We start from the raw sequence: 24,116 nt of genomic DNA, 5'->3' as shown, positions 1-24,116 counted from the left end.
ATGACGGGGCACGAACGCTAATATCGGTTGCTTCGTCCTGAAAACGAAAATCGACCGGGGCTCACCCGGATAGGATGCGCACTCGTCATGGCTCAAGCAAATGATTAATATGGCCTCTAAGACCTTATTTTACTTATAGGTGAATTTATCATGAGTCAGTTACCGCCACTGTTATGGCTACAGGCATTTGAGTCGGCGGCGCGAACGCTCAGCTTTACCGCGGCTGGAAATGAGTTGGCTGTTACCCAGGCGGCCATTAGTCAGCGAGTTCGGTTGCTGGAGGAGCGGTTGGGGCAAAAGCTCTTTGTGCGCCATGCGCGAAGCTTAACGCTTACGCCTGTAGGGCAAGCCTGGCTGCCCAGTATCAATGATGCTTTTTCGCGGATCAGCGAAGGAACGGCTGAGGTGTTTGGCGCTACCAGCGGGCAGCCTGTGACATTAAGAGCCACGCCGATTCTCCAGCAATCCTGGCTGGCGCCGCGTTTGGCTGCTCTTTACCAGCACTGTCCACACATCACCATTCGCCTGGTCAGCGCTATCTGGCCAGATGACTATGGGGTAGAGGGCGCTGATATCGAAATCCGTTATGGGCGGGGTGAATGGAGTGGCGTTGAAATGCACTCGCTAGGTGATGAACAACTGCTGCCAGTGTGTTCGCCAGCGCTTGCTGCAACGCTAACAACGCCTGCCGATTTAAGAGGGCACACATTGCTTCACGCGGTAGGTTTTGGTGTCGGCTGGTCAGGCTGGCTACAGGCGGCGGGCGTGGGTCATTTGGAAACGCAATGTCGTGCTATGACATGCGATAACCAGGTGATGACGTTAGCGTTAGCTAGCCAAGGCGCAGGGGTCGCGCTCATTCATCACCGTTTGTTGGAACAGCGCAATGACCTGGTGACGCCGTTTCCGGCCATTAGTGTGCCAAGCGATGAGCAGTTCTGGCTGGTACGTCCCAGCCGTCGGCAGGTAGATGACGAAGCAGCCTTAGTCTGGGCGTGGTTAGCGAAAGATATTGGGGCTGCCTAGGAGCGTTTTAAGAATAAATGCTCCAATTTTCTTGCCATTTTCGTGCAGGCGTGAAGAATGAAGCGCCTTCGATAAGTTAAAAAAAGGCGTGTTGTATGGATTTCTCGGTACCTCAACTGTTGACCGCGTTGGTTGATCGCGGCAACGGGCTGTTATGGGGCAGTGTGCTGATCTACTTGCTGATCGGCGCAGGCCTCTACTTTACGATACGAACCGGTGCGATCCAAGTGCGCTATTTCGGTCACATGTTTAAACTGCTGCGCACCTCGCGCAACGCAGGTGACGGAATTTCTTCATTCCAGGCACTCTCCACCAGCCTGGCGGCACGCGTAGGCACCGGCAACCTGGCAGGTGTGGCGGTGGCGATCTATTTTGGTGGCCCAGGCGCGATTTTCTGGATGTGGATGACCGCCATGGTGGGTATGGCGACCAGCTTCATTGAATCTACCTTGGCGCAGGCCTATAAAACAGACCATGGGGATAGCACCTTTCGCGGCGGCCCCGCCCGTTATATTGAACGTGGGCTTGGGCTGCGCTGGCTGGCCGTGCTGTTTTCCATCTGTTTGATTGTAGCGTTTGGATTGGCGTTTAACAGCGTACAGGCCAACTCCATCGCCCAGGCCATGGAGCAGGCATTTGCTGTTCCCACCTGGGCCATGGGGTTAGTCTTGGTGGTAGTTGTGACGCCGATTATCTTTGGTGGCTTAAAGTCCATCGCCAAGGTCGCGGAGCTGGTGGTGCCATTAATGGCTCTGCTTTACCTGCTACTCGCGCTTGTTGTGGTCGGGCTTAATATCGGTGACTTCCCAGCAGCCATCATGACCATTGTGAAGAGCGCCTTTGGCCTTGAGCAAGCGGCTGGTGGGGCTGTGGGGTATGCCGTGTCACAAGCGATTATGAACGGCATTCAACGCGGCCTGTTCTCCAACGAGGCGGGCATGGGTTCGGCGCCGAATGCGGCAGCCACCGCCAGCACGCGGCCTAATCATCCGGCTGCCCAGGGCTTTATTCAGATGCTGGGTGTGTTTCTGGATACGCTGGTTATTTGTACGGCCACGGCGGCCATTATTATTATGGCAGGGCCTGAGCTGTTAGCCGGTGAAGAGACGAATGGTATCCAACTGACCCAAATGGCGCTTTCAAGCCACGTAGGCGATTGGGGAGGCATGTTTGTAGCTGTCGCTATCTTGCTGTTCGCGTTTACTTCTTTGATTGCCAACTACTCTTACGGCGAGTCCAATATTGAGTATTTAGCGGGTCGCCGAGCGCCGGTAGCGATTCTCCTTTACCGCTTGGCGGTGCTGGCGATGATCATGGTGGGATCGATGGCGAGTCTGGGGGCGATCTGGAACTTTGCAGATCTTTCCATGGGTATGATGGCAATTATTAACCTGGTGGCTATCCTGCTGCTTTCACCGGTTGCTTTTGCGCTGTTCCGTGATTACGAGGCGCAGTTGAAGGCAGGCAAAGAACCTACCTTTGACCCCAGCAAATTCCCCACGTTAGCCAATAAGGTTGATCCCAAGGCGTGGCCTAAAAAGCACTAATCATCAGCCAACTAAAACCCTGCTCATACAAAAGCGGGGTTTTTTTTATAGATATCATCATAATTCGATTTTATCGAACGTAACACTCATATCATTGCGCTTTTGATTAATCAAAATCATCGTAAAATAGCGTCAATTCCTTATTAACCCTACGTTGGAGCTTTTTTTAAATGACAACTCGTGCCCTGCTGGTTACCTCCTCTGTACTTGGTGAAAACGGCCAATCTATCGCCTTGGCCAACCACTTCCAAAGCCGTGCGGCTGCCCGCGAAGGCGTCGATGTCACTAAGCGTGACGTGATTGCCGATGCGCTGCCTCACCTGGATATTGCGGAACTGGGCGCATGGCAGACACCGGCTGACGAGCGCAGCGACGAGCAGAAAGCACTGGCTGCTCGCTCTGATGAGCTGTTGGCCGAACTGCGTGCTAATGACGTGTTGGTCCTGGCGGTACCGATGTATAACCTGGGTATTCCTTCGCAGTTAAAAGCCTGGTTTGACCGTGTACTGCGTGCTGGCGAAACGTTCCGTTACACAGAAAACGGCCCACAAGGTCTCGTCGAAGGTAAGCGGGTGATTATCCTGGCGGCCCGTGGTGGTATGTATGCGGGGTCGGACAGGGATAGCCAAACGCCGCACCTGAAAAGCATGCTAGGCTTGATAGGCATTACCGATGTTGATGTCGTGTACGCAGAAGGTCTGAACATGGGCGAAGAGCAGCGTGCTGCAGCACAAAAAGAAGCGTTTCAGGCAATTGATCAGCTGGTGGAAGCGCTATAAGCCCGTTAGCCTGAGGTAATTACGGAGAATTCGTTATGGCCCGTCCCGAGCTTTTGGAGCAGATCTATACGATTGTTGATCAGATTCCGGCGGGGCGGGTCACGACGTATGGGCGTATCGCCGCTATGACCGAAGGCGCCACACCGCGAATGGTGGGGTCTGCCATGCGCCACTTGCCCGATGGTCATGAGCTTCCCTGGCACCGGGTGATTGCGGCCTCACTTAAACTTGCTGACCACGGCGGTGCTACCCGTCAGCATCAGAAATTGCGTGATGAAGGCGTGATGTTTGATGCCAAGGGCCGCGTGCCGCGTCACCTGGTGTGGCCGGATGAGCCGTAGAATACGTCATTTCAATGAGAAGCCGCGCAGTTGCGCGGCTTTTTCGTTGTGCGGTCATTTACCCCTTTCTGAAAAGCGCTAAGTACGTGCCCCATCGAGGTGAACGTCCTGTGCTTTTTTCGTCATGGCACCGGTAAGCCGGCAGAGCAATAAAGCGGCCACGCCACACAGCGTAAGTGTTAGTGGCATCAAGTGAGGCCCTTGGGTCGCCAGGCTGGCAATATAGCCGACGGCCGCCGCGATCACATAGTGCAGGGTACCCATCAGCGCCGACGCCACACCGGCCTGAGTCCCGCCGGCGTTCATGGTTAGCGCGGTCAAATTACCAAACACCAGCCCAAGCGCGCCGATCGCAACCGCTAGCAGCGCCACGTACGTTTCGAACGTGACCATATCCATCGTGACGACCAGATATAAAAGCGCCCCCGCCAGTGTATGTATACCAAGCCCGAGATAAGTCACCCCGGCAGGCGTCATACCGCGTGCAGACAACGCATTGGATAGCATACCAGCGATAATCAGCCCGACGGAATTGGCGGCAAACAGATAGCTGAAATGGGTCGGGGTCATGCCAAAATGGTCGGTAAACACAAACGCCGCGGCGCTGATATAGGTGAAAAGTGACCCCAGAACAAAACCACCGGCCGCCGTATACGCCATGAAGACCCGACGACGCGACTGAGCCAGATACCCACGCACAACACTGCCTACGCTAAGCGCTGTGCGCTGCCTAACGTCAAGCGTCTCGGGAATGCCTATCAGGCTCCATGCCAAGCCGATGACGCCCAAGCCGGCCAGCGCCCAGAAGATACCGCGCCAGCCACCGTGCTCAAGCAGAAAGCCTCCCATCATAGGCGCCACGACGGGTGCAATCATCATGACTTGCATCAATAGCGAAAAGATTTTGGCAGAGCTTTTCACATCGCAAAGATCGGCCACAATGGCACGTGGAGCGACCAGGCCTGCGGCCGCGCCGATGGCCTGTAAAAAGCGGGCGGCGAGCAGCCATTCAAGCGTGGGTGCCATGGCCGCGACCACCGAACCCACCACAAAGATTACAAGCCCCACCAGAAGCGGCATTCTCCGCCCAAAACGCTCCAGCAGCGGGCCATAAAGACACTGCCCCAGCGCTAGTCCTGCCAAAAAGACCGATAGCGTTTGTTGCACGCTGCCCGCCGAGACCTCATAGGTCTGCGCAATCATCGGCATGCCGGGCAGATACATATCAATCGGCATGGCATCGAGTGCGGTCAACAGGGCCAGCAGAATGACCAGCGCCATACCCACTGTACTTTGGTGAGTATTCTCACGAATGACCTGTTCAGTCATGATGCTCTCCTGCAAGCCTTGCGATACTGTCGCCCATGAGGCGTTCAAGTGCGTTGAGACGTGCCTCAAAGCGCTCGGTGCCAATATAGATAAGCGCCACGTGGAGGCTATCCACCATGCCCATGTAGGCGTGGCCTAGCATCAGGGCATCTTGATCGGAAAGTGCCTTTCCCACATGGCGACGCAGCGCTGTCGTGAAATCTGCTAACAGCTGTTGCATGTAAGTTTCGTAGCCTTCCTGAAGCTCATGAAAAAGCGACTCGGGCGGAATATACGAGGTGCGTAGCAGAAACCGAAAGTGCTCTGAGTCGGCGTAGCGTACCAACAACGATTCGCAATAGTGCTGGCCTGGCAGCCCAGTATTGGAGTGCTCAAAGCATTCCTGGGCAAATTGTGATTCAACTTTCAAGGCATCTTCAAACACCGCCGAAAACAGCGCGTCCTTATTTTTGATATGCGAATAAAGCGACGCTTTGCGAATACCGGCGTCGGCAGCAATTCCCGACAATGAAGCGCCCTCATAACCATGCTGGGCAAACTGGGCAACGGCTGCGTTGAGCACCCGGCGCAATGCGGGTGTCGTTGTGGGTAACATTTCTTGCTCTCCAGACATGAAGTTCTTAATGGCGCATGCGTCAAACATGCCAAACCCAAGAGATGCATCATAATGCAAAAACTACCGACCGGTAGGTAGTTTTTTTGGTTTATAAAAAAGGCCCTTTCGGGCCAAATAAAATTGACTGCTATCCGATTTAAAACGTAGCTGTCTAATTTAAAACATTGTGTTGTCGTTGGCCGCTTCTTCCGGCACAGACTGGATGACATCCCAGTGCTCGACGATCATTTCATTTTCAACGCGGAAGATATCCACAACGGCCTCACCGCGATGCTCATCACCATTGGTAGAGTGAACATGCAGCCAGACCAGGTCACCATCGGTCGCACTACGCACGATCTCGCTCTGGTAGTCCGGGTTTTCCTGGAAGTAGCCTGCAAAGTAATCCACGAAAGGCGCTTTGCCATCCGGTACTTCCGGTTCGCGCTTATACTTCAATGGAACCTGATTTCAGTGACCAGTCCCGCCAGCGTAGATCAAACAGATCCTTGCGGCGATCCTTCATGTTCGTCACTGAGCCCTCTGCGCGCACCACGGTTAGGCGAGTCAAATCCAGGTCCGAGAAGAAAATCATCTCGGTATTGGGTGTGGTTTCCGCCAGCACTGCATCGTGGGGGAAGGCGAAGTCAGAAGGGGTAAAGACGGCAGACTGCGCGTACTGAATATCCAGGTTTTCAATCGAGGGCAGGTTGCCGACGCTACCGCAGAGTACCACGTAGCACTCGTTCTCGATGGCACGTGCCTGGCCACAGTGACGAACCCGCAGGTAGCCATTCTTGGTGTCGGTCCAGAACGGTACAAACAGGATATCCATGTCCTGATCGGCCAGTAGACGGCCGAGTTCCGGGAACTCTACGTCGTAGCAGATCAAAATGCCCACGCGGCCTGCATCGGTGTTAAACACCTGCAAGTTGTCACCGCCTTCGATTACCCAATCGCGACGCTCCTGAGGAGTGATATGCAGCTTGGCTTGCTTGTCGACTTCACCATCGCGGTGGAAGAGGTAGGCAACGTTGTAGAGCCGGTCATTTTCGCCCACTTCAATCATTGAGCCGCCAACAATATTGATATTGTAGGAGACCGCCATGCGTGAAAGTTCGGTTTTAAAGCGTTCGGTAAAGCCTGCCAGAAAACGTATCGCCGCCATTTGGTCCTGCTGAGCGGCACGGTCTTGCAAGCCCATCAGCGGGGTGGTAAACAGCTCCGGAAAAACCGCAAAGTCACTCTGGTAATCTGAAAGCGCGTCGACAAAATACTCAATCTGCTGAAGGGCGGCTTCTACCGAGGCAAACTCACGCATCTGCCACTGTACGGCGCCAACACGCACTTGGGTTGGGCGCGTATCCAGCACGTTTTCGGCAGGCTCAAAGAGAATATTGTTCCACTCGAGCAGGGTCGCGTAGCCCTTGGACTGCTCATCTTCGGGCAGGTATTTGCGCAGCAGGCGTTTTACCTGGAAGTCGTTAGCCAGTTGGAACGACAGAATGGGATCATAAATCTCCTTGCGAGAGACTTTTTCGATGTACTGGGCCGGCGTTAGCTCATCGGCATGCTGATAGTATTCGGGAATGCGCCCGCCCGCCAAAATGGCGCGCAGGTTATGCGAACGACACAGCTCTTTGCGCGCTTCGTAAAGGCGCCGCCCCAGGCGGTAACCGCGGTAGTCCGGGTGAATCAGCACATCCAGCCCGTACATCGCATCGCCATTTTCATCGTTGAGAATAATCTCACGATGGCCAATCAGGTCGTCATATTTATGCGGGTTGGAAAACTCGTCGTAATCCACCTGAACCGTTAGCGCGACGCCTACCAGATTGCCGTCATCTTCAATGGCGATCTGGCCGTCGGGAAACTCCTGAATCAGCTTGTCGATGGTGTGGCGGGGCCAGGCGCCGCCAATATTATGATAGACAGCGTCCATCAATGTCTTGAGCTGATCGTAATCATCGCTCGTCAGGTTGCGCACATTTAGATGCAGGTCTTCCAGGGACATATCAGGGGGTTCCAGAATAAAAAAGAAAACAGCCTAGTACATGATGGCTAGGCGCTGCCCGGCTTATTCACCGACACGTTTCCCACCAGTGGGCGCGTCAAGGTTTGCGCCATGATGACGCCCGCCAGAATCAGAAGTCCACCGGTAAAGTGGAAGCCTGCCACTTGCTCGCCCAGCATCGCCATGGCAATCAGTGCGCTGAACAGAGGCATCAGGTTGATAAAAATGCTCGCCTGGTTAGCGCCAATTTGGCGGACCGCGCGCATCCATAAAAATGTGGTAATGACGGAGGCAGGAATGCCTGCATAGAGAATAAGCCCAATGTTCTGGCTATCTACAGGCGTCATTGGCCCCATCAAATAGGGCGGCAGCAAAAACAGTACCGCAAAACATACCTGAGCATAGAGCATTACCCAAGGCGGTAAGTTCATTTTCCAGCGCTTTAGCATAACGCCGTAGAGCGCGTAGCAGCTTGCTGCCACCACCATTAGCGCATCGCCATGGGCAACCTCAAGCTGAAGAAGCGATAAGGGATTACCGCGGCCCAGCAACACGGTGACGCCGATAAAGGCCAGCACGCCGCCCATAACGCCGCCCAGGGTTGGCGGTTCACGCAGGATAAGCGCACTCAGCAGTACGGTTAAAAGCGGCACCATCGCAGCTAGAATCCCCATGTTGGTAGCCGTTGTGGTTTCCGCTGCAACATAGGCCAACCCTTGCCATAGCCCCATACCTAAAAGACCCAGTAAGGCGAGTTTCGGCCAGTTACGGCGTATTTCTGCACGATGACGAAGCACGGCCGGAAGCACGAAGGGCGTCATCACCGCTAGCGCCAACAGCCAGCGTAAAAAAGCGATGCTGCTCGGCGCAATCGCGCCTACGGTCAACTGATTAATGGTCATGTTGCCCGACCAGATCAGCACGGTGGCTAGTGGTGGCAAAAAGTAAATCAACGGCATAGCGGTTTTCCTTATCGTTAGCCGAATAATGTTACGTGCTTTAACGCAATGAGCAAGACTGAGAAACGATGGCTCTGGATCTCCCTGGTAAGTCGTAAAGGGCTGTACGACGGCGATTGGATGTCATACGCTTGTTTGAATAACGCCAAGGAGAACCGTGATGACCCGTGCACCCGCTTACCCGCATCTTTTCCAGCCAATTACGATTGGCCATTTAACGCTGCCCAACCGCATTTTAATGGGCTCCATGCATACCAACCTGGAAGAGACGCCCAATGGGTTTGCAAGATTAGCGGCTTTTTATGCTGAGCGTGCGCGGGCCGGGGTAAGTTTAATCGTCACCGGGGGGATTGCGCCAAATCCGGAAGGCGCGGTGTTTCAGGGCGCCAACGCGCTAACCGATGAGACCCAATTGGCAGAGCATCGCCAAGTGGTGGAGGCTGTTCACGCGGAAGGCGGGCACCTGTGCATGCAGATTCTCCATGCGGGGCGCTACGCCTACTCGCCTGAATTGGTGGCGCCCTCGGCAATTCAGGCACCCATTAATCCATTTACTCCCCGTGAACTAAGTAGTGACGACGTTGAGCAGCAAATTGCCGACTACGTGCGCTGCGCATGCCTGGCGCAACAGGCAGGTTATGACGGCGTCGAAATAATGGGCTCGGAAGGCTATCTGATTAATCAGTTTATTTGCCAGCGGACCAATCAGCGCAGCGATGCCTGGGGCGGTAGTTTTGAGCATCGCATTCGCTTTCCGCTGGAAATTGTTAAACGCATTCGAGCGGCAGTGGGCCAGCGCTTTGTGGTGATTTTTCGCCTGTCGATGATTGACCTGGTGGAAGACGGCAGCACATGGCAAGAGATCGTCACGCTTGGCCAAGCGGTGGAAGCCGCGGGTGCCGATATCATCAATACCGGGATTGGTTGGCATGAAGCGCGGGTGCCCACCATTGTCACTAGCGTGCCACGCGCGGCCTTTACCGAAGTGACCCGGCGAGTAAAAGCAGCGCTTTCGGTGCCGCTGATCACCACTAACCGGATTAATATGCCAGAGATTGCCGAACAGGTGCTGGCCGAAGGCCACGCCGATATGGTGTCCATGGCGCGGCCGTTTTTGGCAGACCCTGAGTGGGTACGTAAAGCCGAAGCGGGGCAGGCCGATGAAATCAATACCTGTATTGCCTGTAACCAGGCCTGCCTGGATCACACCTTTGCAGGCAAGCTCACCTCTTGCTTGGTTAACCCGCGCGCCTGCCATGAAACCGAACTTGTGATTGAACCCGCTATCACGCCTAAACGCGTGGCCGTGGTGGGCGGTGGGCCAGCGGGGCTTGCCACGGCCGTTACCGCCGCCAGTCGGGGCCATCACGTCGTGCTGTTTGAGCAGCGTGACACGCTGGGCGGGCAGTTTAATTACGCGCGTCGGATTCCTGGCAAAGAGGAGTTTAACGAAACCCTACGCTACTACCGCGTCATGCTGGAAAAGTACGCGGTAGAGGTCCGCTTGAACACCCGTGCCACTCCAGAAGCGCTGGCTGAGTTTGACGATATTATCATCGCCAGCGGCGTACGCCCGCGCACGCTGTCGCTGCCCGGCGCTGAACACCCCAGTGTGCTGAGCTATGCCGATGCCGTTGAATCCCCCGAGCGGGTAGGTCGCCGGGTTGCCGTTATCGGGGCAGGCGGTATTGGTTTTGATGTTTCCGAGCTTTTGGCCCATGAAGAGCATCCGGCCCTTGATGTTGATACCTGGTGCGACGAGTGGGGCGTTGACTTGGCCGTTAGCGAACGCGGCGGTTTAAAAGCCCCTGTGGCGCCCGCTGTCTCACGTGACATTGTCATGCTACAGCGTAAAACCTCTAAGCCTGGCAAGTACTTGGGTAAAACCACTGGCTGGGTACACCGGGCTTCGCTAAAGGCACGCGGCGTTTCAACTTTAACGGGCTGCGAGTATCTTAAAATTGATGATGATGGGCTGCATATTCGCCGCGATGGCGAGGACAGCGTGCTGGGTGTGGATACGGTGGTGGTATGCGCGGGGCAGGAGTCAGTGAGTGATTTAGTGGCGCCGCTTGAAGCGCTCGGTAAACCGATTCATATCATTGGCGGTGCCGATGAGGCGGCAGAGCTTGACGCCAAGCGCGCTATTGATCAGGGAATGCGCTTGGCTGCCCAGCTTTAACCGCGTTGATAGTGGCGGGTGACGCTTATCCATAAATGACGATAGACTGACTGATCCATCACCTTATTAAGCATAACGTGATGTTTAAAGGCGCTAGTGGCACCCAGCTGGCGCTGTAACTGTGTCTGCAAAAGACAATGTCAGTGAAAGACAATGTCAGTGAAAAAGGATAATTGCCATGACGTCGGAGTGTACCCCCCGTTTTTTAGCCAGCGATAACACTTCTGGTATTTGTCCGGAAGCCATGGCGTATCTGCTGGAAGCTAATCAGGTTGATGACTTGGCGTATGGCAATGACCATTGGACCGAGCGTGCGGCGAACCGCTTTCGTCAAATGTTTGATTATGACTGCGAAGTGTTTTTTGTTTTTAACGGTACTGCGGCTAACTCACTGGCGCTTTCTGCGATGGGGCGCAGTTACCATAGCGTGATTTGTCATGAGCTGGCGCATATTGAAACTGACGAGTGCGGCGGCCCGGAGTTCTTCTCCAATGGCGCCAAGCTGCTGACCTCGTCAGGGGCGAATGGCAAGCTTACCCCTGAGGGGATTGAGGCGCTGGTGACGCGGCGTAGCGATATTCACTACCCAAAACCTAAAGTGGTTTCGCTGACCCAGGCGACCGAAGTAGGAACGGTATATACCCGTGAAGAACTGCTGGCCATTCGCGCGATTGCCGATAAGCATGATTTGCGTCTACACATGGATGGCGCCCGCTTTGCCAATGCCTGTGCCAGCTTGAATGCTACGCCTGCCGAGCTGACCTGGCAGGTAGGCGTTGATGCACTGTGTTTTTCTGGGACTAAAAATGGCTTGGCGATGGGCGAGGCGATTTTGTTCTTTAATCGCGAGCTGGCAGAAGATTTTTCGTATCGCTGCAAGCAAGCAGGTCAGTTGGCATCCAAAATGCGCTATATATCAGCGCCGTGGCTGGGCCTTTTGGAGAGCGGGGCGTGGCTCACCAATGCTCAACATGCTAACGCAATGGCACAATATTTAACGGAAGGGCTGCAAGCGCTGCCTGGTGTGTCGTTGATGTTTCCTGCTCAGGCAAACAGCGTCTTTGTTGAGTTGCCAGCCCATGCAATTAGCGCCCTAAAAGCCAAGGGGTGGACCTTCTATACGTTTATTGGCGCTGGTGGGGCACGCTTTGTATGTGCCTGGAATACCACCGTTGAATTACTGGATTTACTGATCGCGGATGTCAACGTCGCGCTTGAGCAGCACTCTGGGTAGCAAGACTCTGGAGGTTTTAGGCGTATCGCTTTTTATACCGCCGCTGCACACGCAGCGGCGGTTTTTTTGTAGACGCTCAATAAAAAGGCGTGACGCCTGGCCCGCCATGCCAATGTTGATCATTAGTGAATCGTTAAACGTTTCTGATGAAGTGCTTTTTGGTTAAAACCCTGTTGTATCAACATTCTGCCTTTGAAGTGCGGGACTTTTCTGGCGTATGCCTATGCGTATCACATGTTAGCGTTGAAGTTTTAGTCATCACATTTTGCTAATGCTGGCTACGCTAATAGAGCGACACCTCGTTCGGCTCACCACGATAAAATATTCATCCGGGTGGTGATTGCCTGGGGATGGCCATAGGAGGGTTTCATGAGCATCTTTGACCACGTTCAAGACCGTTTTGCCCGCGTGCAGCAAGAAGACATGAGTTTGGAAGAGTATCTGGCGCTTTGTCGTCGTGACCCAACGGTTTATGCCAGCGCCGCGGAGCGCATGTTGGACGCCATCGGCGAGCCTGCTGTGATTGATACGGCAAAGGATCCGCGCTTATCGCGTATTTTTTCCAATAAGGTAATACGCCGCTACCCGGTTTTTGCTGAGTTTCATGGTATGGAGGAGGCCATTGAGCAGATAGTGGCTTACTTCCGTCATGCCGCCCAAGGACTTGAGGAGCGCAAGCAGATTCTCTATCTGCTGGGGCCGGTGGGTGGCGGTAAATCATCACTTGCGGAGCGCTTAAAACTGCTAATGGAGCGTATTCCTTTTTACGCCATTAAAGGCTCACCCGTTTATGAGTCGCCGCTTGGGTTGTTTTCACCGGAAGAGGATGGCGAACTGCTTGAAAAAGAGTATGGAGTTGCGCCGCGCTATCTGAAAAGTGTGATGTCCCCTTGGGCCGCCAAGCGTTTAAAAGAGTACGGCGGCGATATTTCCCAGTTTCGTGTAGTGCGCCTTTATCCCTCGCGGCTGCACCAGGTAGCAATTTCTAAAACGGAACCGGGTGACGAGAATAACCAGGATATCTCCTCGTTAGTGGGTAAAGTCGATATCCGTCAGCTTGAGCTTTACTCCCAGGATGACCCGGATGCTTATAGCTTCTCGGGCGGGCTTTGCCGCGCTAACCAGGGGTTAATGGAATTCGTTGAGATGTTTAAGGCGCCCATCAAGGTGCTGCATCCGCTGTTGACTGCCACCCAAGAGGGGAATTACAACCCAACGGAGGGGATGGGCGCCATTCCGTTTGATGGCATTATTCTGGCGCACTCCAACGAATCCGAGTGGCAGGCATTTCGCAATAACCGCAACAACGAGGCCTTTCTTGACCGTGTATATATCGTCAAAGTGCCTTACTGCTTGCGAGTGTCTGAAGAGATCAAAATCTATCAAAAGCTACTGGAAGACTCTTCCCTCAATGCCGCACCCTGCGCACCCGATACGCTGCGCATGCTGGCGCAATTCTCGGTACTGTCTCGGTTAAAAGTGCCCGAGAACTCCAGTATCTACTCCAAAATGCGCGTGTACGATGGCGAAAATCTAAAAGATACCGATCCGCGTGCCAAATCGATACAAGAGTACCGCGATGCGGCAGGCGTGGACGAAGGTATGCAAGGCCTCTCCACCCGTTTTGCGTTCAAGATTCTTTCCAAGGTATTTAACTTTGACAGCACCGAGGTTGCCGCTAACCCGGTACACCTGCTGTATGTGTTGGAGCAAGCGCTTGAGCGTGAGCAACTACCCTCTGAAGTATTTGAGCGTTATCTGGGCTTTATTAAAGAATTTTTGGCGCCGCGCTATGTGGAGTTTATTGGCAAAGAGATCCAAACGGCTTATCTCGAATCCTACAGCGAGTATGGGCAGAATATTTTTGATCGCTATGTGACCTATGCCGATTTCTGGATTCAAGACCAGGAGTACCGTGACCCGGATACTGGCGAGCAGTTAAATCGCCAATCGCTTAATGAAGAGCTTGAAAAAATTGAGAAGCCAGCGGGCATTTCCAATCCCAAGGACTTCCGTCATGAAGTGGTGAACTTTGTGCTGCGAGCGCGCGCCCAGAACAACGGTATGAACCCCAGCTGGCAGTCGTATGAGAAGCTTAAAGGGGTTATTGAGCACAAGATGTTTGCCAATACCGAAGAGCTTTTGCCGGTCATCTCGTTTAACGCCAAGGCCTCAACGTCGGACCAGAAAAAACACGAGGACTTCGTCGCTCGGATGGTGGAGCGCGGCTATACCGAGAAGCAGGTGCGCCTGCTTTCCGAGTGGTACCTGCGCGTGCGTAAGTCGCAGTAAGCGCCGGTACTGCAAAGGCCCTTTGGGTTAAGGAGGTCGTATGACCTACTTTATTGATCGAAGACCTAACGCTAAACATAAGAGCGCGGTTAACCGGCAGCGCTTTTTGGAGCGCTACCGTCAGCATATCAAGCGCTCTGTTGAAGAGGCAGTTAACCGCCGCTCCATTACCGATATGGAGCGCGGTGAAAAAATCTCTATCCCCACCAAGGACATTTCCGAGCCGGTGTTTCAGCATGGCCCCGGCGGGGCGCACAATATCGTTTCGCCGGGTAATAAAGAGTTTTTACAGGGTGACAGGATTCGCCGCCCCGGTGGCCAAGGCGGCGGAGGCGGCGCGGGTGAAGGGAGCGCTTCTGACCAAGGCGAAGGTAACGATGAGTTTGCGTTTACGCTTAGCCGAGAGGAGTTTTTAGAGTTTGTTTTCGATGGTCTGGAGCTTCCGCACCTGCAGCGTAAGCCGCTTAAATCATTGGAAGAAGTGAAAATGGTGCGCGCGGGCCTTTCCCGGGATGGCGTGCCCTCGCGTATCAGTATTACGCGTTCCATGCGGGAGGCTTACGCCCGCCGTATTGCCATGCGAGCACCGATCAAGCGAGCGCTAAAAGAAGCTGAGCAAGCGCTGGAGGCAGAAGAGCGCAAGGACAGCGTGCTACGTAATCCGGCACGGGTAGCTGAACTGAAGGCTGACATCGAGCGTTTAAAGAAACGCATCGAGGCAGTGCCGTTTATTGATACCTACGATTTGCGCTATCACCAGTTGGCCGCGCAACCTCAGCCCTCAAGCCAGGCGGTAATGTTCTGTGTCATGGATGTTTCAGGCTCCATGACCCAGAACCATAAAGACATTGCGAAGCGGTTTTTTCTGCTGCTTTACCTTTTTTTAGAGAAGCACTACGAAAAGGTCGAGCTGGTGTTTGTTCGCCACCATACTGCCGCAAAAGAAGTGAGTGAGGAGGAGTTCTTTTACTCCCGCGAAACGGGCGGCACCATTGTCTCAAGCGCACTCACGCTGGTGGATAACATTATTCAAAAGCGCTATCCCGCCGAGCAGTGGAATTTATACGTGGCCCAGGCATCGGATGGCGACAATTGGGACGATGATTCCAGTACCTGTCGCAATTTGCTGATTAAAAAGTTGATGCCTCAACTTCAGTACTACGCATATGTAGAAATCACCCCTCACGATCATCAGTCGCTTTGGCATGAGTATCAGAGCGTTGCTGAGCACTTTCCTGAACGCTTTACGATGCGCCAAATTGTCGAAGCCAGCGATATTTATCCTGTTTTTCGTGAGCTGTTTAAACGCCGCTTGAACCAAGCGCGCTAAACGCGTGCGTGTTGAGGAGTGCGCTATGAATGCATCCCAAAAGCCCATTGCGACCGGTTCTGACTGGAGCTTTAGCGTCTTGGAGCGCTTTAACGACAAGCTCGCTGTGCTTGCTGATGAGTACCGCCTGGATACGTACCCCAATCAAATGGAAGTCATCACCACCGAGCAGATGATGGATGCCTACGCCAGCGTGGGTATGCCGGTGGGCTACCATCACTGGTCATTTGGTAAGCAGTTTCTGGCCGTTGAGCACGCTTACAAACGCGGCCAAATGGGCCTGGCGTACGAGTTGGTGATTAATTCCAACCCTTGTATTGCCTATTTGATGGAAGAAAACACCTTGATGATGCAGGTGCTGGTCATGGCGCATGCCTGCTATGGGCATAATTCCTTCTTCAAGGGCAATTATCTGTTTCGGACCTGGACCGATGCTGAATCGATCGTTGATTATCTGGTGTTTGCACGTCACTACATTGCCAAATGTGAAGAGCGCCACGGCGTCCATGCGGTTGAGCAACTGTTGGATGCGTGTCACGCGCTGCAAAATTACGGCGTTGACCGCTATAAGCGACCTTCGCCGATCTCGGCTGAAGAGGAGGCCAGGCGCCAGGATGAACGGGAAGCCTACCTGCAAACGCAAGTGAATATGTTGTGGCGTACGATTCCTGAGCCGCCTGACAATGCGTCACCGCTGCCTGGTAGCCTTAACAGCGACAACGATCCGCTAGGACTGCACAGCGGCGGAATTTACCCGCCGGAGCCTCAGGAAAATCTGCTCTATTTTATTGAAAAAAATGCCCCGTTATTGGCCCCTTGGCAGCGTGAAATAGTACGTATTGTGCGCAAGCTGGCGCAGTATTTTTACCCCCAGCGCCAAACTCAGGTCATGAATGAGGGGTGGGCATGCTTTTGGCATTACACGTTGATGAATCGCTTGTATGACGAAGGCGATGTTGATGAAGGTCTGATGCTTGAGTTCTTGCAGTCTCACGCCGCGGTCATTAATCAACCTGACTTTGATAGTCCTTACTTCAACGGTATCAATCCGTATGCGTTGGGGTTTGCCATCTTTATGGACATCAAACGGATATGCGAAGCACCGACCGAGGAGGATTATCAGTGGTTTGCTGATATTGCGGGTACGCCTTGGCGTAGTACGCTTGAATTTGCTATGCGCAACTTTAAGGATGAGTCGTTTATTCAGCAGTTTCTGTCGCCCAAGGTAATGCGCGACCTTAAGCTATTTTTAATTGTGGATGATGATCAGTCGGAAACACTCGAAGTTGCGGCTATTCATAATGAACAGGGCTATCGCCGGGTGCGCGATGCGCTTTCTACTCAGTACGCGCTATCGGTGAAAGAGCCAAATATTCAAGTGGTTGAGGCTGATATCCGGGGTGATCGCTCATTAACACTGCACCATGTCCAGGATTGTCGCCGCCCCCTTGGACGTAGTGTCTACCCGGTTATTCGGCACCTGCATGAGCTTTGGGGGTTCCCTGTACGACTGGTTTCCATGGATGAAGGGCGGGTGACGCATCGCTACCGTTGGCCCATAGAGGAGGAGAGTAAAGACAATCCGTAAATGATTACAACGTACAGGCGAGCAACGTATAACGCCCTGCGTTTGGCAGGGCTTTTAGCCGCGTTACCCCTGAGCTACCCAGGATTGACACCAGCCACCAGGTTCAACGCTGTTTTCAGGAAACAGCTGGCAGCCTTGATTACCAGAGGTATAAAACATGCAGTTGTCGCACCGTTCACCTGATTTATAAGCAGGGTGGTCGCTGGCATCGCTCGCTTTTTCAACATAGCTCAGCGCTTGGGCACTCGGTACGGAAGGGTCAAGGCGAGGTAGCGATTGAGCAAAGGCCGTTTTCGATAAAATACCGATGCCCAAGGGTAGGGCTGCCAGCCCCCATACACTGGTGCGTATAAAATGACGGCGGCTCTGATTAGCCATGATCTCTCCTTAAGGTCACTCTCATCGATAAGTCACGGTGATCGGATGGTGGGCCATCGCTTCTGTTTATTACTAGCGGTCAATGACTAACGGTTTATTACTGACCGTTTTGTTACATGCTGTTTTGAGCACCAACCGTTTGACCCTAAATATCGCGTTGTTATCCGCCCATGCTAACGAATAGATGCGTGGCGCGCGACTTCTTCGTTCAAGGCAAGGATTTAGAGAGATTTCGTGCCCAAGCTGCGGATTTAACCAGGCCTGTTATACTCCACGCTTTGGCGGCTGTTGACGTTTTTCTTGCGTATTACGCCACTAAACAGGTGTAGACGGTGTGAGTAAAATGACGATAGGCCTCGGTATCACTTACATTTTTTTAGTGAGGGCGCTATGCAAAACGCAGTTATTTTAATTAATACTGAAAAAGGCCAGGTCAAAGCAGTAGCAGAGCGTTTAGCGGACGTGGAAGGCATTAGTGAGGTGTACTCCACCTGTGGGCGTTATGATCTGGTCGCCATTGCGCGTACCCCGAATTTTGAAAGCTTGGCTGAGCTGGTGACCGAGCGCCTTAACGAGGTTGAGGGGATCAGCGATACGGAAACGCTTAACGCCATGCAGGTACATTCACGCCACGACCTTGAAACCATGTTTTCACTAGGCTGGTAATGTGGACATAGGCACCGGCCACCGCAATGGCCGCGTGTCATAAGCGGGCGATAAAAATTAGCGTGTGGGGAGTAGGGGAACGTGGGGATATCGTTTTGGCGCTGGCGTCGAGAGGGGCGACGTCTGGGCGTCGCTTTGCTGTTTGTGGTCGCGGGAGCGGGGTTATGGGAGTTTCAGGAGCGCCAGCACCAGGATGCGTATACCTGGATGGGCGTTCCCACGTGGGAGAGTTTTCATCCCACCACGTTTCACCGCGTATTACGCAATGAGGGCTATTTAGTTGGCTGGTCGGATGTGCGTGTTAACCCGCTGTGGGTGAGTTACCAACTGGAGGCGGTGCCGGAGGGGACGCAGATTGGCTCACGGCCCAGTTTTCAAGCGGATTGGCGGACCCTCTGGCCGGTAAAAACCGACAGCTATGCCCGGAGTGGCTATGACCGGGGACATATGGCACCTAACTATGCCATTGCCGCAGTGCACGGGCGCGATGCCCAGGTTGATACGTTTTTGATGAGTAACATGACGCCGCAGCGGCCTAATCTAAATCGTCAGCTATGGCAGCGGTTGGAAGAGTCGGTGATCAATCACTTTGCGCCGCGTTTTGATCGCGTGCAGGTGATTACCGGGCCGATATTTCCTGAACATTTTATGGATAATGTGTTTAATCGGGTGGGCTTTGTCGAAGTGCCAGAGGCGTTCTATAAGATTATTGTTGCCCCACACGATGAGGCACCGCTCGCGCTGGCGTTCATCATGCCCCAGGATGTTCGCGGCAACGAACCGTTAGATGACTACCTGGTCACTATTAATGACATAGAAGCGCGTACCGGGCTTAATTTTTTCCCGGACCTGACACCCGAAATGGAAACCGTGCTGGAAGGTGAGTTGCGTACGCAAGGATGGGCACTGGAGGAGGTCGCACGGCGACCTGGGCGTTTTCAGTAGCGTAACGTTTTTGATTAGCGTAAGTGGACTATTTAATGTGCTTCAGCTGGGGGCGGGAAAGCCCTCAGTGACATCGACGAAATAAGGAGGCTAAATACGACGTAGTAAAACAGCGCAAACGTAGGCGCAATATTCAAAATATGGGGATTAATAATAGAAAGGATCGTTTAATGATGCGGACGGGACCAACGTAATGGTGCCCAGGAGAGGACTTGAACCTCCACGTCCATACGGACACTAGCACCTGAAGCTAGCGCGTCTACCAATTCCGCCACCTGGGCGCATCATTTGTACTGCGGGTATTTTGCTGATTGTATTCGTATGGTGCCCAGGAGAGGACTTGAACCTCCACGTCCATACGGACACTAGCACCTGAAGCTAGCGCGTCTACCAATTCCGCCACCTGGGCGAATACATATCAAGCATCAACCACATCAACTTGCCACTGCACCCGCTACTCATGAAAAGAGGATAACATGAGAAAGCGTGGTGCCCAGAAGAGGACTTGAACCTCCACGTCCATACGGACACTAGCACCTGAAGCTAGCGCGTCTACCAATTCCGCCATCTGGGCAAGTGGCGCGTATGATACCGGGGCGCTGGTTAAATGCAAGACCTGAAAGATAATTTTATGGCGCAAATCGCACAATTGCTGCTTAAGGTGGTTGGGTCATGGAACATGCAGCGCTATACTGGCCCCATGACCAAACAAAATATGACGTTTTTCAGCTTACTGCCTATTAACGCAGTCGCTGACTATCCCTACCTGCAGCGACTATCCGCTGCTGTTTTTGTCCGCCTCCCGCAAATGCAATTAAGGATGTCGATCGCATGAAGTATTGGACGTTGAGTGATGATCCGCACGCCGAGCGCGAGGCGCAAAAATATGATAACCCGGCGCCTAGTCGTGAGTATCTGTTAGCGGCGTTGGAAACGTACGGCAAACCGATTACCCATGAAAATATGAGCCGCATGCTGGGCATCGAGGACGAAGATCACCTTGAAGCCGTTCGCCGCCGGATGGCGGCCATGGAGCGTGATGGTCAAGTGTTGCGTGACCGTCGCGGCGCTTATGCATTAATTGATAAGCTTGATTTGATCAAGGGCAGCGTACTGGGGCACCGGGACGGTTTTGGCTTCTTGATTCGTGATGATGGTAAAAAACCAGATCTGTTGTTACCTCCTCGCCAGATGCGTCGCGTGTTCAGTGGTGACCATGTATTGGTCCGTATCAGCGGCACAGACCGCCGTGGCCGCGACGAAGCGACCATTGCCGATGTGATCGCCCGCAATACGCAAACAATGGTGGGTGTATATCGCAGCAATACGCCGGAATTTGGCATACTGATTCCTGAAAATCCGCGTATTACTCAGGAAGTTATTATTCCTCACAGTGCCTGCGCTGGGGCGAAGGATGGCCAGGTGATTTCGGCCAGAATTGTTCAGCAGCCGGCTACCCGCGTGCAGCCTGTGGGTGAAGTGATTGAAGTGTTGGGTGAGCGTATGGACCCTGGCATGGAAATCGATATTGCGATTCGTAGCTACGATATTCCTGCTGAATTTCCGCCTGAGGTGCTGGACCAAACCAGCGGCATTTCAGCGGAAGTGCTGGAGGAAGATAAAAAGCATCGCGTTGACCTGCGAGATACACCGCTGGTTACGATTGATGATGAGTCTGCCAAGGACTTTGATGATGCCGTGTGCGCCTGGCAAACCAAGTCAGGCAGTTGGAAGCTACTCGTCGCGATTGCGGATGTCTCTCACTATGTGCGTCCGGGGACGGCGCTGGATAATGAAGCCCGCACGCGGGGTAACTCGGTGTATTTCCCGGGGCAGGTGGTGCCCATGCTGCCGGAGCTTTTATCCAACGGTCTTTGTTCGCTCAATCCGAACGTGGATCGTCTGGTCATGGTCTGCGAGATGAATATCTCCAAGACTGGGGCGATTAGCCGCTACTCCTTCTATGAAGCCGTGATGAACTCTCATGCTCGCCTCACTTACAACAGCGTGGCGGCGATGCTTGATAACGAGAGCGAAGAGGGTAATGCGCTGCGTGAGGAGCACCGCGAGCTGGTGAAGCCGCTACAAAACCTGCATGAGCTTTATCACTTGCTACGCGGGGCTCGTGAAACGCGTGGCGCGATTGATTTTGATACCACTGAAACGGCGATCATTTTCAACGACGAGCGCAAGATCGAAAAAATTGTGCCGCGTAAGCGTAACGATGCGCACAAGTTAATTGAGGAGTGCATGCTGGCCGCGAACGTTGCGACCGCACGTTTTCTTGATAAGCACGATCTGCCCGCGCTGTACCGTATTCATGAGCGGCCAACGCCTGAGCGATTGGATAAGCTGCGCTTGTTCCTGAATGAGCTGGGCCTTTCCGTGGGTGGCGGCGATATGCCTACCCCGCAGGATTATCAGGCGCTTCGTGAGGCAATTGTTGATCGCCCTGATGCCGATATTATCCAGACGGTCATGCTGCGCTCCATGAATCAGGCGGTGTACTCACCGCAGAATGAAGGTCACTTCGGCTTGGCATATCAGGCGTATGCGCACTTTACGTCGCCGATTCGTCGTTATCCTGATCTGCTCGTACATCGTGCCATTCGTTCGGTTATTCGGGGGCCGCGTCAAACCAATACCGTCGTGCGCGTTGACGGAGCGCCGGTCGATCCGCCGAGCAAATGGTGTCCTTATACATTTGAGCAGATGCTTGAACTTGGCGAACACTGCTCAATGACTGAGCGTCGCGCCGATGAAGCGACCCGGGATGTAGAAAGCTGGCTGAAGTGCGAGTTTATGTCCGACAAGCTGGGCGAAACCTTTGAAGGCACGATTGCGTCGGTTACCCAGTTTGGCTTGTTTGTGCGTCTGGATGCGTTCTATGTCGAAGGCCTGGTGCATGTGACGTCGCTGCCGTCGGATTATTATCACTATGAGGCAGAGAAGCATCGCCTGAAAGGCGAGCGTACCGGTACCACCTATCGCTTGGGTGATGGCTTGACGGTGCAAGTGGCGCGCGTCGATATGGACGACCGGAAAATTGATTTCAGTTTGACCGACGATAAGCCTCGCCCGCGCCGCCAGCCGCGTAAACGCCGCAGTGGCGACACTAATGAAGCGGCCGCTCCCAAGAGCGACGCTGCGCCCAAAAAAGATAAGCCATCTACGCGTCGTGGCCCGCGACGTACGCGTCAGTCAACGCCCAGGAGAAGTTAAGTATGAAATCGGCGTCGTCTCGACGTGGTGCACGTACTACGGTACGTACGCCGGATGGGCTGGACCAGGTCTATGGTACCCACGCCTTGCAAAGTTTGTTGGAGCGCGGTGAAACGCCGCGCGAGCTATGGGTTCAGCAAGGAGCCGGTAGTCGTTTGGCCGAAGTGGTTGCTCAGGCGCAAGCGCGTGGTGCGCGAATTAAAGAGCAGCCGCGTGACCTGCTGGACCAGTTGACTCAAGGGGCTGCGCATCAGGGAGTGGTGGCGTTCTGCCCGCCACTTACGCCTGAAGGCGAAGAGTCCTTGTGGTTAAAGCTGCGTGCCTGGCAGGCGCCAACACCGCCACTTTTGCTAGTGCTGGATGGCGTGACAGACGTGCATAACTTTGGTGCCTGCTTGCGCAGCGCCGATGCTGCTGGGGCACATGGCGTTATTGTGGCAAAAGACAAGGCGGCACCGCTAAACGCAACCGTGCGTAAAGTGGCTTGCGGTGCTGCCGAGGTAGTGCCGGTTTATCAGGTCACCAACATGGCGCGTACGCTTGCCAAGCTTAAAGATGCCGGCGTATGGATTACCGGTACAGCAGGTGAAGCCCAGGCTAGTGTATTTGACATCGATTTGACCGGCCCTACTGCGCTAGTAATGGGAGCAGAAGGGAAGGGCATGCGGCGTTTAACCCGGGAAGCCTGCGATAACCTGGCCAAGCTACCTATGGCAGGGCAGGTTTCAAGCCTTAATGTCTCTGTGGCTACCGGGATTTGTTTGTTTGAGGCAGTACGACAACGCCAGCTTGCAAGTTAACCCTGCGCCCACTAGAATACCTGCGCCCGTTTGTCTACAGGCGGGCGCAGATGTTTACGTTGGTTAAATACCTGTACGTTAGTTGAACACCAGTTCTGCTTAATGCCTTAAATTGCCGTTTGGCGGTAAGTTAGGTGCATTTCAGTAACTCCTTGCTTCCCTGTCGTCGTTCTCGCTTGTGCGGGGCACACACCGGAAGCTGTCAAACCGCAAGGAGATCTCATGCGTCATTATGAAATCGTGTTTATGGTCCATCCGGATCAGAGCGAGCAAGTGCCGGCTATGGTCGAGCGCTACACCAGCATCGTTACCGAAAACGCTGGTACTGTACATCGTCTTGAAGATTGGGGCCGTCGTCACCTGGCTTACCCGATCAACAAGATCCACAAAGCCCACTACGTGCTGATGAACGTTGAATGTACTGGCGAGACGCTCGAAGAAATCGAGAACATCTTCCGCTTCAACGATGCCATCATCCGCAGCCTGGTTGTACGCTGCAAGGAAGCGGTTACTGAAGCTTCTCCGATGATGAAGCCGGCAGAAGAGAAGCGTCCGCGTCGCGAAGACAAGTCGCGCGCTGATGAGTCCGAGTCTGATTCAGACGTCGAAACTGCCTGATTCTATCCACTGCACGTTTTAAGGAGCTAATCCATGGCACGTTTTTTCCGTCGCCGTAAGTTTTGCCGCTTCACTGCTGAAGGCGTCAAGCAGATCGACTATAAAGATCTGGACACCCTGAAAGCTTATATCACCGAAACTGGCAAGATCGTTCCGAGCCGTATCACCGGCACTAAAGCACGCTACCAGCGTCAGTTGGCGACTGCTATCAAGCGTTCGCGCTACCTGGCGCTGCTGCCCTACTCCGATAGCCACCAGTAAGCGTTTAACG

Annotated in this window: 22 protein-coding genes and 3 tRNA genes; 16 read left to right on the top strand and 9 right to left on the bottom strand. The window is 53.7% G+C overall.

Annotated features, from left to right (window positions below; genetic code table 11):
* Positions 1-150: 150 nt before the first annotated feature.
* From ACT3T7_RS00540 to ACT3T7_RS00525, 4 genes are all read left to right on the top strand, one after another.
* Complete coding sequence (locus ACT3T7_RS00540; protein ID WP_444629744.1) at positions 151-1,026, top strand: LysR substrate-binding domain-containing protein; 876 nt, start codon at positions 151-153, stop codon at positions 1,024-1,026.
* 95 nt (positions 1,027-1,121) lie between these two features.
* The gene (locus ACT3T7_RS00535) at positions 1,122-2,573 is read left to right on the top strand and encodes an alanine/glycine:cation symporter family protein (RefSeq protein ID WP_172116074.1); all 1,452 of its coding nucleotides are present in this window, start codon (positions 1,122-1,124) and stop codon (positions 2,571-2,573) included.
* Between the two features lie 170 nt (positions 2,574-2,743).
* Positions 2,744-3,352: an FMN-dependent NADH-azoreductase gene (locus ACT3T7_RS00530; RefSeq protein WP_172116075.1), complete on the top strand. Its 609-nt coding sequence runs from the start codon at positions 2,744-2,746 to the stop codon at positions 3,350-3,352.
* A gap of 35 nt (positions 3,353-3,387) precedes the next feature.
* Positions 3,388-3,693: an MGMT family protein gene (locus ACT3T7_RS00525; RefSeq protein WP_087108490.1), complete on the top strand. Its 306-nt coding sequence runs from the start codon at positions 3,388-3,390 to the stop codon at positions 3,691-3,693.
* Positions 3,694-3,771: 78 nt separating this feature from the next.
* Here the strand turns inward: ACT3T7_RS00525 and ACT3T7_RS00520 are convergent, their stop codons facing one another.
* The 5 genes from ACT3T7_RS00520 to ACT3T7_RS00500 form a co-directional block, all read right to left on the bottom strand.
* Complete coding sequence (locus ACT3T7_RS00520) at positions 3,772-5,022, bottom strand: multidrug effflux MFS transporter (protein WP_444629743.1); 1,251 nt, start codon at positions 5,020-5,022, stop codon at positions 3,772-3,774.
* A complete protein-coding gene (locus ACT3T7_RS00515) occupies positions 5,015-5,617 on the bottom strand; it encodes a TetR/AcrR family transcriptional regulator (protein ID WP_444629742.1) in 603 nt (200 codons plus the stop codon). Before ACT3T7_RS00515 ends, ACT3T7_RS00520 begins: the two co-directional genes overlap by 8 nt.
* 177 nt (positions 5,618-5,794) lie before the next feature.
* Complete coding sequence (locus ACT3T7_RS00510) at positions 5,795-6,076, bottom strand: nuclear transport factor 2 family protein (RefSeq protein WP_444629741.1); 282 nt, start codon at positions 6,074-6,076, stop codon at positions 5,795-5,797.
* Complete coding sequence (locus ACT3T7_RS00505) at positions 6,066-7,631, bottom strand: bifunctional GNAT family N-acetyltransferase/carbon-nitrogen hydrolase family protein (RefSeq protein ID WP_172116078.1); 1,566 nt, start codon at positions 7,629-7,631, stop codon at positions 6,066-6,068. The genes ACT3T7_RS00510 and ACT3T7_RS00505 overlap by 11 nt, the downstream gene beginning before the upstream one ends.
* 47 nt (positions 7,632-7,678) lie before the next feature.
* Positions 7,679-8,590, bottom strand: a complete 912-nt coding sequence (locus tag ACT3T7_RS00500) for a DMT family transporter (RefSeq protein ID WP_172116079.1) — start codon at positions 8,588-8,590, stop codon at positions 7,679-7,681.
* Between the two features lie 160 nt (positions 8,591-8,750).
* Here ACT3T7_RS00500 and ACT3T7_RS00495 point away from each other — a divergent pair, with 160 nt between their 5' ends.
* From ACT3T7_RS00495 to ACT3T7_RS00475, 5 genes are all read left to right on the top strand, one after another.
* Positions 8,751-10,772, top strand: a complete 2,022-nt coding sequence (locus ACT3T7_RS00495; protein WP_444629740.1) for an FAD-dependent oxidoreductase — start codon at positions 8,751-8,753, stop codon at positions 10,770-10,772.
* A 178-nt stretch (positions 10,773-10,950) separates the two neighbouring features.
* Positions 10,951-12,006 (top strand): threonine aldolase family protein, encoded by a 1,056-nt coding sequence (locus ACT3T7_RS00490; RefSeq protein WP_444629739.1) that lies wholly within the window; start codon positions 10,951-10,953, stop codon positions 12,004-12,006.
* A 369-nt stretch (positions 12,007-12,375) separates the two neighbouring features.
* The gene (locus ACT3T7_RS00485; protein ID WP_444629738.1) at positions 12,376-14,298 is read left to right on the top strand and encodes a PrkA family serine protein kinase; all 1,923 of its coding nucleotides are present in this window, start codon (positions 12,376-12,378) and stop codon (positions 14,296-14,298) included.
* A gap of 40 nt (positions 14,299-14,338) precedes the next feature.
* Positions 14,339-15,628 carry a YeaH/YhbH family protein gene (locus tag ACT3T7_RS00480; protein WP_444629737.1) on the top strand — a complete coding sequence of 430 codons (1,290 nt, stop codon included), beginning with the start codon at positions 14,339-14,341 and terminating at the stop codon, positions 15,626-15,628.
* 25 nt (positions 15,629-15,653) lie between these two features.
* A complete protein-coding gene (locus ACT3T7_RS00475; protein WP_444629736.1) occupies positions 15,654-17,216 on the top strand; it encodes a SpoVR family protein in 1,563 nt (520 codons plus the stop codon).
* Between the two features lie 63 nt (positions 17,217-17,279).
* Here the strand turns inward: ACT3T7_RS00475 and ACT3T7_RS00470 are convergent, their stop codons facing one another.
* Positions 17,280-17,594 carry a high-potential iron-sulfur protein gene (locus tag ACT3T7_RS00470; RefSeq protein ID WP_444629735.1) on the bottom strand — a complete coding sequence of 105 codons (315 nt, stop codon included), beginning with the start codon at positions 17,592-17,594 and terminating at the stop codon, positions 17,280-17,282.
* A gap of 390 nt (positions 17,595-17,984) precedes the next feature.
* On the opposite strand from ACT3T7_RS00470, the gene ACT3T7_RS00465 reads away from it, so the two are divergent.
* Positions 17,985-18,260 (top strand): Lrp/AsnC family transcriptional regulator, encoded by a 276-nt coding sequence (locus ACT3T7_RS00465; protein ID WP_172116086.1) that lies wholly within the window; start codon positions 17,985-17,987, stop codon positions 18,258-18,260.
* A gap of 81 nt (positions 18,261-18,341) precedes the next feature.
* Positions 18,342-19,205, top strand: coding sequence for a DNA/RNA non-specific endonuclease (locus ACT3T7_RS00460; protein WP_193057060.1), 864 nt, complete (start codon positions 18,342-18,344; stop codon positions 19,203-19,205).
* Between the two features lie 194 nt (positions 19,206-19,399).
* On the opposite strand, the gene ACT3T7_RS00455 is transcribed toward ACT3T7_RS00460, so the two are convergent.
* The 3 genes from ACT3T7_RS00455 to ACT3T7_RS00445 all read right to left on the bottom strand — a co-directional run bounded on the left by ACT3T7_RS00455 (position 19,400) and on the right by ACT3T7_RS00445 (position 19,779).
* Positions 19,400-19,486: transfer RNA gene (locus tag ACT3T7_RS00455), tRNA-Leu, on the bottom strand.
* Positions 19,487-19,527: 41 nt separating this feature from the next.
* A tRNA-Leu gene (locus tag ACT3T7_RS00450) sits at positions 19,528-19,614 on the bottom strand.
* A gap of 78 nt (positions 19,615-19,692) precedes the next feature.
* Positions 19,693-19,779 (bottom strand) — tRNA-Leu (locus ACT3T7_RS00445).
* 33 nt (positions 19,780-19,812) lie between these two features.
* Here ACT3T7_RS00445 and ACT3T7_RS00440 point away from each other — a divergent pair.
* From ACT3T7_RS00440 to rpsR, 5 genes are all read left to right on the top strand, one after another.
* Positions 19,813-20,040 carry a hypothetical protein gene (locus ACT3T7_RS00440; protein WP_172116088.1) on the top strand — a complete coding sequence of 76 codons (228 nt, stop codon included), beginning with the start codon at positions 19,813-19,815 and terminating at the stop codon, positions 20,038-20,040.
* Entirely contained in the window at positions 20,037-22,427 is a 2,391-nt protein-coding gene (gene rnr, locus ACT3T7_RS00435) for a ribonuclease R (RefSeq protein ID WP_193054995.1), read from the top strand. The genes ACT3T7_RS00440 and rnr overlap by 4 nt, the downstream gene beginning before the upstream one ends.
* A 2-nt stretch (positions 22,428-22,429) precedes the next feature.
* Positions 22,430-23,227: a 23S rRNA (guanosine(2251)-2'-O)-methyltransferase RlmB gene (rlmB, locus tag ACT3T7_RS00430; protein WP_172116090.1), complete on the top strand. Its 798-nt coding sequence runs from the start codon at positions 22,430-22,432 to the stop codon at positions 23,225-23,227.
* 222 nt (positions 23,228-23,449) lie between these two features.
* The gene (gene rpsF / locus ACT3T7_RS00425) at positions 23,450-23,845 is read left to right on the top strand and encodes a 30S ribosomal protein S6 (protein WP_087107800.1); all 396 of its coding nucleotides are present in this window, start codon (positions 23,450-23,452) and stop codon (positions 23,843-23,845) included.
* A 33-nt stretch (positions 23,846-23,878) separates the two neighbouring features.
* The gene (rpsR, locus tag ACT3T7_RS00420; RefSeq protein WP_009097135.1) at positions 23,879-24,106 is read left to right on the top strand and encodes a 30S ribosomal protein S18; all 228 of its coding nucleotides are present in this window, start codon (positions 23,879-23,881) and stop codon (positions 24,104-24,106) included.
* Positions 24,107-24,116 lie beyond the last annotated feature (10 nt).

This window comes from Halomonas sp. 111, from assembly GCF_052379685.1.
Lineage (GTDB): Bacteria > Pseudomonadota > Gammaproteobacteria > Pseudomonadales > Halomonadaceae > Vreelandella > Vreelandella citrativorans.
Note: the sequence above shows the minus strand (reverse complement) of the source record. Positions and strands in the feature narration are given on the sequence as shown.

What these genes read in the sequence shown, in the direction of transcription:
- ACT3T7_RS00540 (WP_444629744.1), top strand. Translation starts at nt 151, where the DNA reads ATGAGTCAGTTACCGCCACTGTTATGGCTACAGGCATTTGAGTCGGCG.
- ACT3T7_RS00505 (WP_172116078.1), bottom strand. Translation starts at nt 7,631, where the DNA reads ATGTCCCTGGAAGACCTGCATCTAAATGTGCGCAACCTGACGAGCGAT.
- rnr (WP_193054995.1), top strand. Translation starts at nt 20,037, where the DNA reads ATGAAGTATTGGACGTTGAGTGATGATCCGCACGCCGAGCGCGAGGCG.
- rpsF (WP_087107800.1), top strand. Translation starts at nt 23,450, where the DNA reads ATGCGTCATTATGAAATCGTGTTTATGGTCCATCCGGATCAGAGCGAG.
- ACT3T7_RS00480 (WP_444629737.1), top strand. Translation starts at nt 14,339, where the DNA reads ATGACCTACTTTATTGATCGAAGACCTAACGCTAAACATAAGAGCGCG.
- ACT3T7_RS00520 (WP_444629743.1), bottom strand. Translation starts at nt 5,022, where the DNA reads ATGACTGAACAGGTCATTCGTGAGAATACTCACCAAAGTACAGTGGGT.
- ACT3T7_RS00535 (WP_172116074.1), top strand. Translation starts at nt 1,122, where the DNA reads ATGGATTTCTCGGTACCTCAACTGTTGACCGCGTTGGTTGATCGCGGC.
- ACT3T7_RS00475 (WP_444629736.1), top strand. Translation starts at nt 15,654, where the DNA reads ATGAATGCATCCCAAAAGCCCATTGCGACCGGTTCTGACTGGAGCTTT.
- ACT3T7_RS00490 (WP_444629739.1), top strand. Translation starts at nt 10,951, where the DNA reads ATGACGTCGGAGTGTACCCCCCGTTTTTTAGCCAGCGATAACACTTCT.
- ACT3T7_RS00530 (WP_172116075.1), top strand. Translation starts at nt 2,744, where the DNA reads ATGACAACTCGTGCCCTGCTGGTTACCTCCTCTGTACTTGGTGAAAAC.
- ACT3T7_RS00515 (WP_444629742.1), bottom strand. Translation starts at nt 5,617, where the DNA reads ATGTTACCCACAACGACACCCGCATTGCGCCGGGTGCTCAACGCAGCC.
- ACT3T7_RS00485 (WP_444629738.1), top strand. Translation starts at nt 12,376, where the DNA reads ATGAGCATCTTTGACCACGTTCAAGACCGTTTTGCCCGCGTGCAGCAA.
- rlmB (WP_172116090.1), top strand. Translation starts at nt 22,430, where the DNA reads ATGAAATCGGCGTCGTCTCGACGTGGTGCACGTACTACGGTACGTACG.
- rpsR (WP_009097135.1), top strand. Translation starts at nt 23,879, where the DNA reads ATGGCACGTTTTTTCCGTCGCCGTAAGTTTTGCCGCTTCACTGCTGAA.
- ACT3T7_RS00465 (WP_172116086.1), top strand. Translation starts at nt 17,985, where the DNA reads ATGCAAAACGCAGTTATTTTAATTAATACTGAAAAAGGCCAGGTCAAA.
- ACT3T7_RS00470 (WP_444629735.1), bottom strand. Translation starts at nt 17,594, where the DNA reads ATGGCTAATCAGAGCCGCCGTCATTTTATACGCACCAGTGTATGGGGG.
- ACT3T7_RS00500 (WP_172116079.1), bottom strand. Translation starts at nt 8,590, where the DNA reads ATGCCGTTGATTTACTTTTTGCCACCACTAGCCACCGTGCTGATCTGG.
- ACT3T7_RS00525 (WP_087108490.1), top strand. Translation starts at nt 3,388, where the DNA reads ATGGCCCGTCCCGAGCTTTTGGAGCAGATCTATACGATTGTTGATCAG.
- ACT3T7_RS00495 (WP_444629740.1), top strand. Translation starts at nt 8,751, where the DNA reads ATGACCCGTGCACCCGCTTACCCGCATCTTTTCCAGCCAATTACGATT.
- ACT3T7_RS00440 (WP_172116088.1), top strand. Translation starts at nt 19,813, where the DNA reads ATGCAAGACCTGAAAGATAATTTTATGGCGCAAATCGCACAATTGCTG.